The organism is Streptomyces sp. NPDC049627, assembly GCF_044465645.1.
Taxonomy (GTDB): domain Bacteria; phylum Actinomycetota; class Actinomycetes; order Streptomycetales; family Streptomycetaceae; genus Streptomyces.
The window spans coordinates 264,559-279,542 of the sequence record NZ_JBITLW010000013.1; the positions used below are offsets into that span (position 1 = coordinate 264,559).

The 14,984-nt window shown below is 71.1% G+C and carries 11 protein-coding genes; 2 read left to right on the top strand and 9 right to left on the bottom strand.

Annotation, left to right across the window (positions count from 1 at the left end; translation table 11 throughout):
- Positions 1–9: 9 nt before the first annotated feature.
- The 4 genes from ACIBU0_RS32835 to ACIBU0_RS32850 all read right to left on the bottom strand — a co-directional run bounded on the left by ACIBU0_RS32835 (position 10) and on the right by ACIBU0_RS32850 (position 4,640).
- Positions 10–1,344 (bottom strand): GAF domain-containing protein, encoded by a 1,335-nt coding sequence (locus ACIBU0_RS32835; protein WP_398825750.1) that lies wholly within the window; start codon positions 1,342–1,344, stop codon positions 10–12.
- Positions 1,345–1,502: 158 nt separating this feature from the next.
- On the bottom strand, positions 1,503–1,706 hold the full coding sequence (locus tag ACIBU0_RS32840) for a hypothetical protein (protein WP_398825753.1): 204 nt from the start codon (positions 1,704–1,706) through the stop codon (positions 1,503–1,505).
- 367 nt (positions 1,707–2,073) lie between these two features.
- A complete protein-coding gene (locus ACIBU0_RS32845; RefSeq protein ID WP_398825756.1) occupies positions 2,074–3,804 on the bottom strand; it encodes a GAF domain-containing protein in 1,731 nt (576 codons plus the stop codon).
- Between the two features lie 143 nt (positions 3,805–3,947).
- Complete coding sequence (locus tag ACIBU0_RS32850) at positions 3,948–4,640, bottom strand: response regulator (protein ID WP_398825759.1); 693 nt, start codon at positions 4,638–4,640, stop codon at positions 3,948–3,950.
- A gap of 281 nt (positions 4,641–4,921) precedes the next feature.
- Between ACIBU0_RS32850 and ACIBU0_RS32855 the strand changes: the two genes are divergently transcribed.
- Positions 4,922–5,635 carry a CBS domain-containing protein gene (locus ACIBU0_RS32855; protein ID WP_398825762.1) on the top strand — a complete coding sequence of 238 codons (714 nt, stop codon included), beginning with the start codon at positions 4,922–4,924 and terminating at the stop codon, positions 5,633–5,635.
- Between the two features lie 212 nt (positions 5,636–5,847).
- The gene (adhE, locus tag ACIBU0_RS32860) at positions 5,848–8,520 is read left to right on the top strand and encodes a bifunctional acetaldehyde-CoA/alcohol dehydrogenase (RefSeq protein ID WP_398825764.1); all 2,673 of its coding nucleotides are present in this window, start codon (positions 5,848–5,850) and stop codon (positions 8,518–8,520) included.
- A gap of 107 nt (positions 8,521–8,627) precedes the next feature.
- Here the strand turns inward: adhE and pflA are convergent, their stop codons facing one another.
- From pflA to ACIBU0_RS32885, 5 genes are all read right to left on the bottom strand, one after another.
- Positions 8,628–9,386: a pyruvate formate-lyase-activating protein gene (gene pflA, locus ACIBU0_RS32865; RefSeq protein WP_398825766.1), complete on the bottom strand. Its 759-nt coding sequence runs from the start codon at positions 9,384–9,386 to the stop codon at positions 8,628–8,630.
- A gap of 5 nt (positions 9,387–9,391) precedes the next feature.
- The gene (gene pflB, locus ACIBU0_RS32870) at positions 9,392–11,650 is read right to left on the bottom strand and encodes a formate C-acetyltransferase (protein ID WP_398825770.1); all 2,259 of its coding nucleotides are present in this window, start codon (positions 11,648–11,650) and stop codon (positions 9,392–9,394) included.
- Positions 11,651–11,797: 147 nt separating this feature from the next.
- Entirely contained in the window at positions 11,798–12,721 is a 924-nt protein-coding gene (locus ACIBU0_RS32875; protein ID WP_398825773.1) for a carbamate kinase, read from the bottom strand.
- 3 nt (positions 12,722–12,724) lie between these two features.
- Positions 12,725–13,738 carry an ornithine carbamoyltransferase gene (gene argF / locus ACIBU0_RS32880; protein WP_398825776.1) on the bottom strand — a complete coding sequence of 338 codons (1,014 nt, stop codon included), beginning with the start codon at positions 13,736–13,738 and terminating at the stop codon, positions 12,725–12,727.
- 22 nt (positions 13,739–13,760) lie between these two features.
- Positions 13,761–14,975, bottom strand: coding sequence for an arginine deiminase (locus ACIBU0_RS32885; protein ID WP_398825779.1), 1,215 nt, complete (start codon positions 14,973–14,975; stop codon positions 13,761–13,763).
- Positions 14,976–14,984: the final 9 nt, after the last annotated feature.

Below are 14,984 nucleotides of genomic sequence, written 5' to 3' on the forward strand. Positions count from 1 at the left end.
GTCGGCACGCTAGAAGCGGGAACGCTGCAACAACGCTGCATGCCGGGCGACCTGCGGCGGGATCGACAGCAGGTCGGCGTCCAGCGCGTGGGCCCGTGCGACCGCCGCCGCGCGCTGGGGTGAACCGCCCGGCAGCCGCTGGGCGAGCGTTCGCCAGGCAGCGACGTCGTCGGCTCCCCATTCCGCGTCCACCCAGTGCCGCAACAGCCCCGGGTCCCCGCTGCCGAGCACGGCCCCGCGCAACTGCTGCTCCAGGGCACGCCGTTGTTCCACGACGACCGGCGCCTCGGACCGCGGCAGCAGCGGCCCCCGGTAGCGGGCCAGCGCCTCGCGCACCCGCCCCTCGGCGAGCAGCGCGGTCACGTCGGCGAAGTCGGCGCGTACGCGGCTCAGCAACGCATACGGCCGTGAGCCGAGCAACGCCGGCCCGAGCACAGCCCTCAACCGGGTCAGCTCGGCCCGGAGCGTCGAGGCCGGCACCTCACGCTCCGACAGGTCGACGGCGAGCCGCTCACCGGTCACTCCCCGGCCGGCCAGGGCGAGCGCCACCACGATCTCGCTGTGCCGCGGACTGAGCCGCTGGACACCTTCGGCATGCTCCAGCAGGGCGCTGTCCCGCCCGAGCGCGGACAGTCGTACGACGGTCTCACGACCGTCGGCGGACAGCGGCCGCCCCTCGGGTCCGAGCAGCGCCTTGGTGGGCCCGGTCCGGGCGAGCTCGGCCTCGGCCGCGAGCGCGGCGGCCCGTACGGCGGCCAGGGCCGGAGGGGAGGCGATACTGCCTCCGCCGGTGAGGTCGATGACCCCCAGCACCCGCCCGGTGCCCGGGTCGTGCACGGGGGCGGCGGCGCAGGCCCAGTCGTGCACGGCCGAGCTGAAGTGCTCGCCGGTCACGATCTGGACGGGGTGCCCCACTTCCAGCACGGTGCCCGGCGCGTTCGTCCCGGCCCGTGCCTCGGACCACACCGCACCCTCGGCGAAGTGCATCCGCTCGGCCCGCCGCACCGCCCCGCTGTCGCCCTCGACCCACAACAGCGTCCCGTCGGTGTCGCCCACCGCGAAGACATGCCCGTCGTCGGCCGCGCCCGCCCCCAGCAGGTCCCGGAACAGCGGGAGCACCGTGGCCAGCGGGTGGCCGCGCCGGTAGGAGGCCAGTTCCTCGACGCTGCGGGTCGATCCCGGCAGAACGCTGCCGTCGGCTCGTACGCCACGGGCCGCGCACCGCTGCCACGAGTCGGCCACCAGGCGCCGTACGCCTGGCGGCGGAGTCGGGTGCGGTGACGTCATGAACCGCTCGTGTGCGGCGCGCAGTGCGGATGTGGAGGCGGCGTCGGCAGCGTCCATGGCACCTCCCTCGTGCCTTCGCGCGGGTACGGCCCCATGAGCCTCACGCACCCCGGACAAGAGACCGCAGAGGCCGTTCGGCCCCTGCGGCAGGGTCGGTGGGACTTTCCCCCCGCTTCGAGGTCCGGTCCCGGTCCGTTGTCGGCCGGGGCACGGCATCATGACCCGGAGGCGAGGGTGCGGCGGTCGTGTTCGACGTGCCGCGCGAGAGCGACCAGCCCGATGGCGCCCAGCACCGCGAGCGGCGCCAGGATGATCCCCACCATGGACATGGTCAGCGCGAAGGCCAGGAACGCGAGCACCACGGCGAGCGCGTACAGCACGGTTTCCTCCGTGACCAGGAACAGGCGCCGGTACTTCATGACGGCCTCCCTCGCCGGCGGTTCTCCTTCTCACTCTCAGCGTCATCCGGAGTCGAGTGTGACGGGATGGGCCGGGTGGCCGTGGTGCCCGGCCGGACGGCCCTGATCCCACTCCCCCCTGGACGGGGTGTGCCGGGCCCGCCGACTGTGCGGAAGCGCGTCCCCAGCACGACCGCCGCCGGCCTGACGCGGGCCCGGCAACGGGCAAGGCGGCCTGCCCTGCCCTTTCCCGAGGGGCCGCACGAGGCGTTCCCATCCGCCGATGTGCCTCGTGGGCCGACCCTCAGCGTGACACCGCGCACCATGAAGAGGCAGAACCGAAAGGCCCGTGACAGAGGTCCGACCGGCCCCGTTCCGGGGGCGCCGCCTACTGCGCTTGCGCCGCCACCGGCACCCGCCACACCAGCGTGCTCCCGCCGCCCTCGGGAGTGGTCACCGTCAGCTCGCCGCCCAGCTGCTGAGCCCGCTCGGCCATGTTGGCCAGGCCGCTGCGGCGCCCCTCGGCCGGGATACCGATGCCGTTGTCGGACACGGTCAGCCGCACCTCATTCCCGTCGGTCACCAGCCCGACCTCGGCGCGGTCGGCGCGGGCGTGCCGGCCGACGTTGGTCAGGGCCTCGGAGAGCACGGCCACCACATGGTCGGCGACCTCGCGGGGTACGTCGGTGTCCACCAGGCCCTCCATGCGCACGCTCGGCGCATACCCCAGTACGGCGGCGGCCTCGCCGGCCACGCGGACCACTCGGGCCCGCAGCCCGGTCCCGGAGGCTCCGTCGCGGGCACGCAGGCCGAAGATGGTCGATCGGATGATCTTGATGGTCTCGTCCAGGTCGTCCACCGCTCGCGCCACGCGGTCCGAGGCCTGCTCGTGCTCGATGAAGCGGCCGGCGCTCTGCAGTGTCATACCCGTCGCGAACAGCCGCTGGATCGCCAGGTCGTGCAGGTCCCGCGCGATGCGGTCACGGTCCTGCAGCAGGGCGATCTGCTCCGCGTCCGCGCGGCGCTCGGCCAGCTCCATCGCGATCGCGGCCTGCGCGGCGAAGCCCTGGAGCGGCTCGATCTCCTTGTCGGAGAACACCGTCTGCCCCGCCTCACGCACCAGCAGCACCACACCGCGTACTCCGTCGCCCCTCCCGATGGGCACGGCCACGGCTGCCCCCAGCCCCTCGAATCGAGGCAGGGGGGACGTCACACGCTCGTCATGGGTGATGTCAGGGCTGGTGAGGGGGGCGGCGGTGGAGAAGGCCTCGCCGATCAGGCTCTCGTTCATGGGCAGAACGAGCCCGCGATGGGCCTCGGCGCCCTGTCCGACGGCCAGCTCCACCTCGAGCGCTTCGGCGTCCTCCAAGGGCATGGCGACCACGGCGAGAGCCGCGCCGGTGATCTCCCTGGCGCGCTCGGCGATCAGGCCGATGGCCTCGCCGCGCTCGCTGCCGGACATCAGGCGTTGGGTGAGTTCCGCATTGGCCTGCAGCCAGCGCTCCCGCAGCCGCGACTCCTCGTACAGGCGGGCGTTGTCGATGGCGACGCCCGCCGCGACGGCCAGGGTCGACAGGACCGACTCGTCCTCCTCGTCGAACTGCACCCCGCCCCGCTTCTCGGTGAGGTACAGGTTGCCGAAGACCTGGTCACGGACCCGGATCGGGACACCGAGGAACGTGTTCATCGGCGGGTGGTCCGCCGGGAATCCGTACGAGGCGGGGTGCTGGGAGATCTTCGACAGCCGCAGGGGCTCGGGGTGCCGGATCAGCTCGCCGAGGATGCCGTGGCCCTCCGGGTAGTGACCGATCCTGGCGATCTGCTCCTCGTCGACCCCGACGGTGTGGAAGGCGGACAGCCGCTTGCCGTCGGAGCCGATGACGCCGAGCGCGGCGTACTGCGCGTCGACCAGGACCGCCGCGGCTTCCACGATGCTGTGCAGCGCCTGTTCGAGGTCCAGCTCCCGGCCGACCGAGAGCACCGCTTCCAGAAGGCTGTGCACCCGGTCGCGGGTGCCACGGGCCGCGTCGAGACGGGCCTGCAGCTCTTCCAGCAGCTCGTCCAGCTTCAGCTGCGGCAGCCTCACGCGGGCCTGACCGGCCTGCTCCTGGCTCTCCACCGGTGCTCCTCCACGTCCCCTCGACTCACCCGAAGCCGACCGTTGCGGGCAAGTGCCACGCTAATGGTCCAGGGCAGGGGACGGTAGCGGATCGGCCGTGCGGCCGGACCAGTCCCGGTCAGCGGGGGCCCCAGAAGGCGGGCTCAGTGGCCCTGCTGCTTCATCCGGTCCTGGGCCTGGGTGGCGATGACCGCGGCCTGGATACGCCGCTCCACACCCAGCTTCGCCAGCAGCCGGGAAATGTGGTTCTTCACCGTCTTCTCGGCCAGAAAGAGCCGCTGACCGATCTGCCGGTTGGTCAGTCCCTCACCGATCAGCGCGAGAATCTCCCGCTCACGGTCGGTCAGACCCGGCAGCGCGTCCGGCTCCTCCTCCTTCTCCTGACCGTGCCGCAGCCGGGCCATCAGCTTGGTGGTCGCACTCGGATCGAGCAGGGACTGCCCTCGCGCAACCGTTCGCACCGCCGACACCAGATCCGAGCCCTGGATCTGCTTCAGCACGTACCCCGACGCACCGGCCATGATCGAGTCCAGCAGCGCCTCCTCGTCATCGAACGAGGTCAGCATCAGACACGCCAGCTCCGGCATCCGCGAACGCAACTCCCGGCACACGCTCACACCGTCACCGTCCGGCAGACGCACATCGAGCACCGCCACCTGCGGGCGCAGCGCGGGCACCCGGACCAGAGCCTGCTCAGCCGTGCCCGCCTCACCGACCACGGTGATGTCCGGCTCGTCGTCCAGCAGGTCGTGCACCCCCCGCCGCACCACCTCGTGGTCGTCCAGCAGGAACACCCGGATCGGGGTGTCGGGGCCGGGCAGCTCGCCGTCCGCCATCACATGCTCCTTGTTCTGCGTCGTATGAATCTGTACGCGTCCAGCACGATCATCCGCGATCCGGGGCTGTCGGACCAGGGCCGTTGGGCCCTGCTGTCCTCGCCCACGGGACGCTCGGCCCCTGCGGCGGCGCCCGCCCTTCAGGGAGCCTGAAAAGGAACGGAGGCCGATGTCCGGGTTCCCCCCGGGACCGGCGACAACCGCTGCGACCGCCAAGAGCCCCTGGTCCGGTGGCCCGCTGGGCGCGCAGCCGCGCCGCGGGTGGGAAGGGAGTGAGTGCGATGCCCCGCATCGTCGGAGAGGTGATGACGCGTGAGGTCGTCGAAGCCCGCCGGGAGACACCGTTCAAGGATGTCGCACGGCTGCTGGACCGGCACCGGATCAGCGGGCTGCCGGTGGTGGACCACGACGACAAGGTCGTGGGCGTGGTCTCCGGGACCGACCTGGTCCGCTGCCAGGCGGCCCGGCACGCCCACGGCCGGGCAGGCCGGTTCCGGATACCCGCGCTGCGCCGCTCCGTCCGCACCAGGGCTGCCCTTGCCCCAGCCGTCACGGCTGGAGACCTGATGTCGACGCCCGCGATCACGGTTCACCCTGAGCAGCCGGTCGCGGACGCCGCGCGCATGATGGAGCGCCACGGTGTCGAGCGGCTCCCGGTCGTGGACGAGGAGGACCGGCTGATCGGCATCGCCACGCGGCGCGACCTGCTGCGCGTCTTCCTGCGCACGGACGACGAGATCCGCCAGGAGGTCATCGAGGACGTACTGAGCCGCGTCACGGGCGCGGCCACCACGCCCCACACCGTGCTCGTCTCCGTCCGTGACGGCGTGGTGGCCCTGGAAGGGCGCCTGGAGCGTCGCAGCGACATCCCGCTCGTGCTCCGGCTCACCTATCGGGTGGACGGAGTGGTCGGCGTGGTGAACGGCCTGGCCTTCCGCACGGATGACACCCGCACGTCGGACAAACCACCCGCCGCCGGAATCACACACACCTAGCCACTGCGGCGTGCGGGCCGTACGACCCAACGGCGTGCGGGCCCGTCAGTCCCTCACGGGGACCAACGGGGCCTGCTCGCAGGAACCGTCGGCGAGAGACGCTGCTGGTGGGAGCGGTGCCGATCCCCCGCGGTGCCGCTCCCACCCGCACCGCCGACTGGGGGCTTCGGCTCTCCACGCCGGCTTCGGCTCTACGACGGAGGCACGCTTCCATGACGCGCGACGCCCGAACCTCGACCACCGACCCCATCCCGGCCCCCACGGAGATCACCATCGCCGTGGACAGGCTGGTGACGAACGGGCTCAAGGCGCTCGCGGACTACGAGGCCCTCGACCAGGAGCAGGTCGACCACATCGTGAAGAAGGCCTCGGTCGCGGCGCTCGACCAGCACACCACACTCGCGCGCCTCGCGGTGGAGGAGACCGGACGCGGCGTGTTCGAGGACAAGGCGGCCAAGAACATGTTCGCGTGCGAGCACGTCACGCACAGCATGGGGCACCTGAAGACCGTCGGCGTCATCGCCCGCGACGACATCGAGGACATGGTCGAGATCGCGGAACCCGTCGGCGTGGTGTGCGCCGTCACGCCGGTCACCAACCCGACCTCCACGACCGTCTTCAAGGCGCTGATGGCGCTGAAGACCCGAAACCCGGTGGTCTTCGCCTTCCACCCTTCCGCGCAACGGTGCAGCGCTCAGGCGGCCCGGATCGTACGGGACGCCGCGGTCGCAGCCGGTGCGCCGGAGCACTGCATCCAGTGGATCGAGACCCCGTCGGTGGAGGCCACCGGCACGCTCATGCGCCACCCGGGCGTCTCACTGATCCTCGCCACCGGCGGCAACGCCATGGTCAAGGCCGCCTACTCGGCCGGCAAGCCCGCCCTGGGCGTGGGCGCGGGCAACGTACCGGCGTATGTGCACAAGAGCGCGAAGCTGCGCCGGGCCGTCAACGACCTGGTGCTGTCCAAGTCGTTCGACAACGGCATGATCTGCGCGTCCGAGCAGGCCGTCGTCCTGGACGACGAGATCTACGACGCCGCACTGGCCGAGTTCCGCACGCTGCACGCCCACCTGGCGACCGCCGAGGAGAAGGCGAAGCTGGAGACCTTCCTCTTCCCCACCGGCAAGGTCGAGGGCGGCGGCTGCGAGCCCAAGGTCAATTCCGCGGCCGTCGGGCAGAGCCCGGCATGGATCGCCGAGCAGGCCGGATTCACCGTGCCCGCCGACACCTCGCTCATCCTGGTCGAGGCCGAACGGGTCGGCCCGGACGAGCCGCTGACCCGCGAGAAGCTCTGCCCGGTGCTGGCCGTGCTGCGCGCCGGTTCCGCGCAGCAGGGTTTCGACCTCGCCGCCGACATGGTCGCTTTCCACGGCCAGGGCCACAGCGCGGTCATCCACACCGAGGACCGGGAGCTGGCCGAGGCGTACGGCCGCCGGATGAAGACCGTGCGGATCATCGTCAACGCACCCTCCTCCCAGGGCGCGATCGGCGGCATCTACAACAGCCTGCTGCCGTCGCTGACACTCGGCTGCGGCTCCTGGGGCAGCACGTCGGTGTCCAACAACGTCTCCGCCGCCCAGCTCCTGAACGTCAAGCGGGTCGGCACGCGCCGCAACAACCTGCAGTGGTTCAAGGTCCCGCCGAAGATCTACTTCGAGCCGCAGGCCATCCGCTACCTCACGGCGATGCCGGACGTGCACCGCGTCACGATCGTCACCGACGCGACGATGACCCGTCTCGGCTTCGTCGACCGTGTCTCACGCGTCCTGCAGCGCCGCCACGAGCCGGTCACGCTCCAGATCATCGACAACGTCGAGCCCGAACCGAGCATCGACTCCGTCCGCCGCGGAGCGCGTCTCATGGGCGACTTCCGCCCGGACACCATCATCGCGCTCGGCGGCGGCTCCCCCATGGACGCGGCCAAGGTGATGTGGCTGCTGTACGAACAGCAGGCCGAGGGCAAGGACATCGACTTCGCCGACATGCGGCAGAAGTTCTCCGACATCCGCAAGCGCGCCTTCCGCTTCCCCGTCCTCGGCAAGCTCGCGCGCCTGGTGTGCATCCCCACCACGTCCGGAACCGGCGCCGAGGTCACGCCGTTCGCGGTCATCTCCGACCCCGCCACGGGCAAGAAGTACCCGCTCGCCGACTACGCGCTCACTCCGAGCGTGGCCATCGTCGACCCGCTGCTCACCACCGAACTGCCTCCGGCACTGGCCGCCGACAGCGGCTTCGACGCCCTCACCCACGCCATCGAGGCGTACGTCTCCGTCTACGCCAACGACTTCACCGACGGCCTCGCCCTGCACGCGATCCGCCTGATCTTCGCCCACCTCGAGGCGGCGGTGAACGACCGCACCGGCCGGCCGGACGCCCGCGAGAAGATGCACAACGCGGGCACCATCGCCGGCATGGCTTTCGGCAACGCCTTCCTCGGCATCGTCCACGCCATGTCCCACACCCTCGGCGCCACGTTCCGCATCGCCCACGGCCGCACCAACGCCGTCCTGCTGCCGCACGTCATCCGCTACAACGGCACCGTCCCGACGAAGCTCACCGGCTGGCCCAAGTACGAGAACTACCGCGCCCCGGAACGCTTCCAGGACATCGCCCGCACCCTGGGCCTGGCCTCGGCCACCCCGGCCGAGGCCGTGGAGTCGCTTGCCCGCGCGGTGGAGCGGCTCCGGGCCGCCGTGGGTATCGAGCCGTCCTTCCAGACCCTCGGCATCGACGAGTCCGCCTTCCTCGCCTCCCTGCCCCAGCAGGCCCTGGGCGCCTACGAGGACCAGTGCGCGCCCGCCAACCCGCGGATGCCGATGCTCGACGACATGCAGGAGCTGATGCGTGAGGCCTTCTACGGCCGGACGGACTCGGCTGCCGTGTAGGCCTGGCGGCAGGCAATGGACCGGGGCACCGCCGCAGATGTGCGGCGGTGCCCCGGTCTGGTTCAGCAGGCGGTGGTCGGGGGCTGTTCAGCAGCCGGTGCTCGGGTTCAGAAGGCGGCCAGGCCCTGCTCACGGAACTGCTCACGCACCCGCTGCACCAGTTCGGGCCCCGGAGTCGGGGTGTCCCGCAGCGGGAAGGGCAGGCCGAGGGCGTCGTACTTCGCGGCCCCCAGTTTGTGGAACGGCAGTACGTCCACGCGGTCGACGCTCCCGAGACCGGCCACGAAGCGGGCGAGAGCCTCGACGGATTCGGGGGCATCGGTCCAGCCGGGCACCAGGACGTACCGGACCCACATCCGCACGCCCAGCCGGTCGAGTCGGGTCGCGAAGTTGAGCGTGGGGCGCAGTTCGCCACCGGTGAGCTTCCGGTACGTGGTGACGTCGAAGGACTTGATGTCCAGCAGCACCAGGTCGGTGCCGGCGAGGAGTTCGTCGCTCGCCCGGGAGCCCAGGAAGCCGGACGTGTCCAGGGCGGTGTGCAGTCCGGCCTCTTTGCAGCGGCGCAGCACCTCGGCGGTGAAGGCCGGCTGCAGCAGCGGCTCCCCGCCGGTGACGGTCACGCCTCCCCCGGCCGTGGTGATGAAGCCCCGGTACCTGTCGATCTCCGCCATCACCTCGTCGACCGTCGCCTCCCACCCGCCACGCATGTGCCACGTGTCGGGGTTTGCGCAGTACAGGCACCGCAGCGGGCAGCCCTTGAGGAACAGTACGAACCGGGTCCCGGGACCGTCCACGCCGGTGGACAGGTCCCAGGAGTGAATGCGCCCGGTCGTCGTCATCGCCGTCTCAGCCGTCATGTCCGCCATGGCCGTCACAGCGAGCCGTGGAAGGTGCGGCTGATCACGTCGAGCTGCTGCTCGCGGGTCAGACGGACGAAGTTGACCGCGTATCCGGAGACGCGGATCGTCAACTCCGGGTACTTCTCCGGGTGTTCCATCGCGTCCTCGAGCGTCGCCCGGTCCAGCACGTTGACGTTCATGTGGAAGCCGCCGGAGGCCATGTACGCGTCGAGGATGCCGGCCAGGTTGGCCGCGCGCTCCTCGGGGAAGTGGCCCAGTCCCTCCGGCGTGATCGTGGTGGTCAGCGAGATCCCGTCGCGGGCCTCCTCGTACGGCAGCTTGGCCACCGACAGGGCGGAGGCGGCCACCCCGTGCCGGTCGCGGCCGTTCATGGGGTTGGCGCCGGGGGCGAAGGGCCGGCCGGCGCGGCGGCCGTCGGGGGTGTTGCCGGTGTGCTTGCCGTACACCACGTTGGAGGTGATGGTCAGCACCGACTGTGTGTGCTCGGCGTCCCGGTAGGTGGGATGCCTGCGCACCTTCGCCATGAACGACTCCACGAGGTCGACGGCGAGGGAGTCGGCCCGGTCGTCGTTGTTGCCGTAGGCCGGGAACTCGCCCTGGGTCTCGAAGTCCACGGCCAGCCCGGTCGCGTCACGGAACACCTTGACCCGTGCGTGCTTGACGGCGGACAGGCTGTCCACGGCGACCGACAGACCGGCGACACCGCAGGCCATGAAGCGGTGCACCGGGTGGTCGTGCAGCGCCATCTCGATGCGCTCGTAGGCGTACTTGTCGTGCATGTAGTGGATGACGTTGAGCGTGTTGACGTAGGTCTCCGCCAGCCAGTCCAGAACTCGGTCGTACGCCGCCGACAGTTCTTCGTAGTCCAGGTACTCCCCGGTCAGCGGGGCAGTCCGCGGCGCGATCTGCTCGCCGGTCATCTCGTCACGGCCGCCGTTGACCGCGTAGAGCAGCGCCTTGGCGAGGTTGACGCGCGCCCCGAAGAACTGCATCTGCCTGCCGACCGCCATGGCGGAGACGCAGCAGGCGATCGCGGTGTCGTCGCCGGTGCTCGGCCGCATCAGATCGTCGGACTCGTACTGCACGGCGCTGGTGTCGATGGACACCTGGGCGCAGAACCGCTTGAAGCCCTCGGGCAGCCGGGGCGACCACAGCACCGTGAGGTTGGGCTCGGGGGCCGGCCCCAGGTTGTACAGCGTCTGCAGGAACCGGAACGAGGTGCGGGTGACCAGTGGCCGGCCGTCCGCACCGATGCCGCCGATGGACTCCGTGACCCAGGTCGGGTCGCCGGAGAACAGCTCGTCGTACTCGGGGGTGCGCAGGAACCGCACGATCCGGAGCTTGATCACGAAGTCGTCGATCAGCTCCTGGGCGCGGGTCTCGTCGATGATCTGCTCCTCCAGGTCGCGCTGGAGGTAGACGTCCAGGAAGGTGGAGGTGCGGCCCAGCGACATCGCGGCGCCGTTCTGTTCCTTCACGGCGGCGAGGTAGCCGAGGTAGAGCCACTGCACGGCCTCGTGCGCGGTGGCGGCGGGGCGGGAGACGTCGCAGCCGTACGAAGCGGCCATCTCCGTCAGCTCGCCCAACGCCTTGATCTGCTCGGCCAGTTCCTCCCGGTCCCGGATGACGTCCGGGCCGGACGGCCGCGCGTCCAGCAGGGCCCGCTCGGCCCGCTTGGCATCGATCAGCCGGGCGGTGCCGTACAGCGCGACACGCCGGTAGTCGCCGATGATCCGGCCGCGGCCGTAGGCGTCCGGCAGACCGGTGATGACCCCGGCCTTGCGGGCGGCCCGCATCTGCGGGGTGTACGCGTCGAAGACGCCGTCGTTGTGGGTCTTGCGGTAGGTGCCGAACACCTTCGTCACGAACGGGTCGGGCTCGTAGCCGTACGCCCTCAGTCCGTTCTCCACCATCCGCAGGCCGCCGTTCGGCATGATCGCGCGCTTGAGCGGGGCGTCCGTCTGGAGACCGACGATCAGTTCCCGCGCCAGGTCGATGTAGCCGGGCTCGTGGGAGGTGATCGTCGAGGGGGTCGCGGTGTCGACGTCGAGGATGCCGCGGCGTCGCTCCTCCGGGAACAGCGCACTGACCTGCTCCCAGACGGCCTTCGTGCGATCCGTGGCACCGGTGAGAAAGTCCGCGTCGCCTCCGTACGGCGTGTAGTTCGCCTGGATGAAGTCGCGGACGTCGATCCGCTCCCGCCAGGTCGTCCCGCCGAAGCCTCGCCAGGCTTCGGCGGTCCGGCTGCCGGCTGTCACCGTCGCGGTCATCACAGGTCCTTTCCTTCAGGGCTTCTCTCACAGCCGATGGTTGTCGCCGGCGGTGATCGCGGCGAGTGCCGGACAGGGCACGGGACGGCCCTGTCCGACCCGGCCCGCCGGGACCTTCGGCCCCAGCGCTCACCTGTGACGCCGCTGTCAGCCGCCGACCAGGTCGGGCCGGACGAGCGTGCCCGCCCTGCCGTGGACGATCTCGTACGCCGCGTCGAGGGCGCCGATCGCCGCCAGCCCCGCGGTGTGTTCGACGAACCGCGCGGCGGCCTCGGTCTTGGGGCCCATGGAGCCGTCCGCGAAATGGCCGCGCCGCAGCTCGGCGGGGGTCACGTCGAGGACGGGCTGCTGGCGGGGGGTGCCGTAGCCGGTGTAGACGCACGGGACGTCGGTGAGGATCAGCAGGAAGTCGGCCTTGAGGTCCTCGGCGAGCAGGGCTGCCGTGAGGTCCTTGTCGACGACCGCCTCGACGCCGGCCAGCGCGCCGGTGTCGCCGTCGGCGGTGACGGGGACGCCCCCGCCGCCCGCGCAGATCACGAGGGAGCCGCTGTTCAGCAGTTCCTGGATCGTGTCGGTCTCCACGATGCGCTCGGGCGCCGGCGAGGCGACGACACGGCGCCACCCTGTGCCGTCCTCGGCGATGTGCCAGCGGTGCCTGCGGGCGAGGGACTCGGCGAGTTTCCGGGAGTACATCTGGCCGACGAACTTCGTGGGCCGGGCGAAGGCCGGGTCGTCGGCCCGGACGAGGGTGTGGGTGACCAGCGCGGCGATACGGCGCCCGGGCAGGGCGTTGTGCAGGGCGCACGCCAGCAGGGAACCGATCATGCCCTCGGTCTGGGCACCGAGCAGGTGCAGCGGATAGGGGCCGGTCAGGGCGGGATCCGCCGTGCTCTCCACGGCGAGCAGGCCGATCTGCGGGCCGTTGCCATGGGTGATGACGACCTCGTGTTCGTGGACGAGGGCGGCGAGCGCGGTGGCGACCCGCTCGATGTTGGCCTGCTGGACGGCCGCGTCGGGGCGTTCGCCGCGGTGCAGCAGGGCGTTGCCGCCGAGGGCGACGACGATGCGCATGGTTCACTCCCCGAGGGTGGCGACGAGTACGGCCTTGATGGTGTGCAGCCGGTTCTCCGCCTGGTCGAAGACGATCGAGGCGGGCGAGGAGAACACCTCGTCGGTGACCTCCAGGCCGTCGAGGCCGTAGGTGGCGTGCAGATCGTGGCCGAGCCGGGTGCGGCGGTCATGCAGGGACGGCAGGCAGTGCATGAACCTGACGTCCGGATTGCCGGTGGCGGCCAGCGTCCCGGCGGTGACCCGGTACGGCAGCAGCAGGCCGATCCGGTCCCGCCAGGTGTCGGCGGGCTCGCCCATGGAGACCCAGACGTCGGTGTGCAGGAAGTCGGCACCGCGTACGGCCGTCTCGGCGTCCTCGGTCAGGGTGATCCTCGCTCCGCTGCGGTCGGCGAGCGCGCGGCAGGTGGTGACCAGGGCCGGGTCGGGCCACAGAGCGGCGGGGGCGGCGATGCGGACGTCCATGCCGAGCAGGGCACCGATGGACAGCAGCGAGTTGCCCATGTTGTTGCGGGCGTCACCGAGGTAGCAGTAGCTGATCTCGGGCAGCGGCTTGGAGGTGTGCTCGCGCATGGTGAGCACGTCGCACAGGCTCTGGGTGGGGTGCGCGGTGTCGGTCAGTCCGTTGTAGACGGGGACGCCCGCGTGGGCGGCGAGCTCGGTGACGACCGGCTGGGCGGAGCCCCGGTACTCGATGGCGTCGAACATCCGGCCCAGCACGCGGGCGGTGTCGGCGATGGACTCCTTGCTGCCGATGTGGGTGTCGCCGGGGCCGAGGTAAGTGGTGGCGGCGCCCTGGTCGGCGGCGGCGGCCTCGAAGGCGCAGCGGGTGCGGGTGGAGGTCTTCTCGAAGATCAGCGCGAGGTGTTTGCCGGTCAGCCGGGGCTGTTCGGCGCCGTTGCGCCGGGCGGTCTTGAGTTCGGCGGCGAGGTCGAGGAGGTGGTGGACCTCGTCGGCGGTGAAGTCGAGTTCGCTCAGGTAGGAGCGGCCTCGCAGGTCCGTACTGGTGACGGTGGTCATGGCGGGTCCTCGTGCGGTGCGGTCAGGCGACCGGGTCGCGTTCGATGGGGCAGCTCATGCAGCGCGGGCCGCCCCGGCCGCGGCCGAGTTCGGCGCCGGCGATGGTGACTATCTCGATGCCCTGTTTGCGCAGGTAGGTGTTGGTGGTGACGTTGCGCTCGTAGCCGACGATCACTCCCGGGGCGAGGGCGAGGAAATTGCTGCCGTCGTCCCACTGCTCGCGTTCGGCGCCCAGGCTGTCCTGCGGGGCGGCGAGCATCCGGACCTTGTCCAGGCCGAGGGCTTCGGCGAGGGCGGTCGCCAGGTCCGAGTTCGGGGCGACGGCGAACCCGGCCTCGTGCGCGCCGCTGGGCGTGAGGGTCCACGAGCGCAGTGAGTCGGCCAGCCCCGGGTAGAGGACGAAGGCGTCCCGGTCGACCATGGTCAGCACCGTGTCGAGGTGCATGTACGTGCGCGTGGCGGGGAGTTGGACCGCGATCAGCCTGGTCGCCGTGCCGGCCGCGAAGAGCCGGACGGCCAGGTTCTCCACGGCCTGCGCGGTGGTCCGCTCCCCCATGCCGACCATCACGGCCCCGTTGCCCAGGACGTGCACGTCACCGCCTTCGAGGGTGCCCACCGGTCCGTCGAGGATCGGCGCGGGCGCGGTGGCGGCGAACATCGGGTGGAATCGGTAGATGGCCTCGGCGTGCAGGCTCTCGCGGAGCCGGGCGGGCTTGGCCATGGGGTTGACCGACAACCGGTCGTAGATCCAGGAGGAGTTGTCGCGGGGGAAGAGGTGGTTGGGCAGCGGGGCGAGGGCGAAGTCCTCGGCGTTCAGCGCGTTCCACACCAGGCTGTGCGGGGTGGCGAGCGGCAGGTCGCTCTTGAGCAGCCCGCCGATCAGATAACCGGCGAGGGTTTCGCCGTCCGGCTCGGCGCACAGGTCACGCACGGGGTCCACCAGGGCGGGACCGACGGTGGCCCGGGTGACGACCCGGTCGAGCAGCCAGTCGCGGGCCTCGGGAATGTCCAGGGTCCGGGCCAGCAGGTCGGCGAAGTAATGCACACGGGCGCCGTGGTCACGCAGCACCTGGGCGAACGCGTCGTGCTCCTCGCGGGCCCGCTTGGCCCACAGGATGTCGTCGAAGAGAAGGGCGTCGACGTTGCGCGGGGTCAGCCGCGAGAGTTCGAGTCCGGGACGGTGCAGGATCACCTGGCGCAGGCGGCCTGCTTCGGAGTCGACGTGGAAGGTGTTCATGGCGGAGCT

What these genes read in the sequence shown, in the direction of transcription:
- ACIBU0_RS32835 (WP_398825750.1), bottom strand. Translation starts at nt 1,344, where the DNA reads ATGGACGCTGCCGACGCCGCCTCCACATCCGCACTGCGCGCCGCACAC.
- ACIBU0_RS32840 (WP_398825753.1), bottom strand. Translation starts at nt 1,706, where the DNA reads ATGAAGTACCGGCGCCTGTTCCTGGTCACGGAGGAAACCGTGCTGTAC.
- ACIBU0_RS32850 (WP_398825759.1), bottom strand. Translation starts at nt 4,640, where the DNA reads ATGGCGGACGGCGAGCTGCCCGGCCCCGACACCCCGATCCGGGTGTTC.
- ACIBU0_RS32855 (WP_398825762.1), top strand. Translation starts at nt 4,922, where the DNA reads ATGCCCCGCATCGTCGGAGAGGTGATGACGCGTGAGGTCGTCGAAGCC.
- adhE (WP_398825764.1), top strand. Translation starts at nt 5,848, where the DNA reads ATGACGCGCGACGCCCGAACCTCGACCACCGACCCCATCCCGGCCCCC.
- pflA (WP_398825766.1), bottom strand. Translation starts at nt 9,386, where the DNA reads ATGGCGGACATGACGGCTGAGACGGCGATGACGACGACCGGGCGCATT.
- pflB (WP_398825770.1), bottom strand. Translation starts at nt 11,650, where the DNA reads ATGACCGCGACGGTGACAGCCGGCAGCCGGACCGCCGAAGCCTGGCGA.
- ACIBU0_RS32875 (WP_398825773.1), bottom strand. Translation starts at nt 12,721, where the DNA reads ATGCGCATCGTCGTCGCCCTCGGCGGCAACGCCCTGCTGCACCGCGGC.
- argF (WP_398825776.1), bottom strand. Translation starts at nt 13,738, where the DNA reads ATGACCACCGTCACCAGTACGGACCTGCGAGGCCGCTCCTACCTGAGC.
- ACIBU0_RS32885 (WP_398825779.1), bottom strand. Translation starts at nt 14,975, where the DNA reads ATGAACACCTTCCACGTCGACTCCGAAGCAGGCCGCCTGCGCCAGGTG.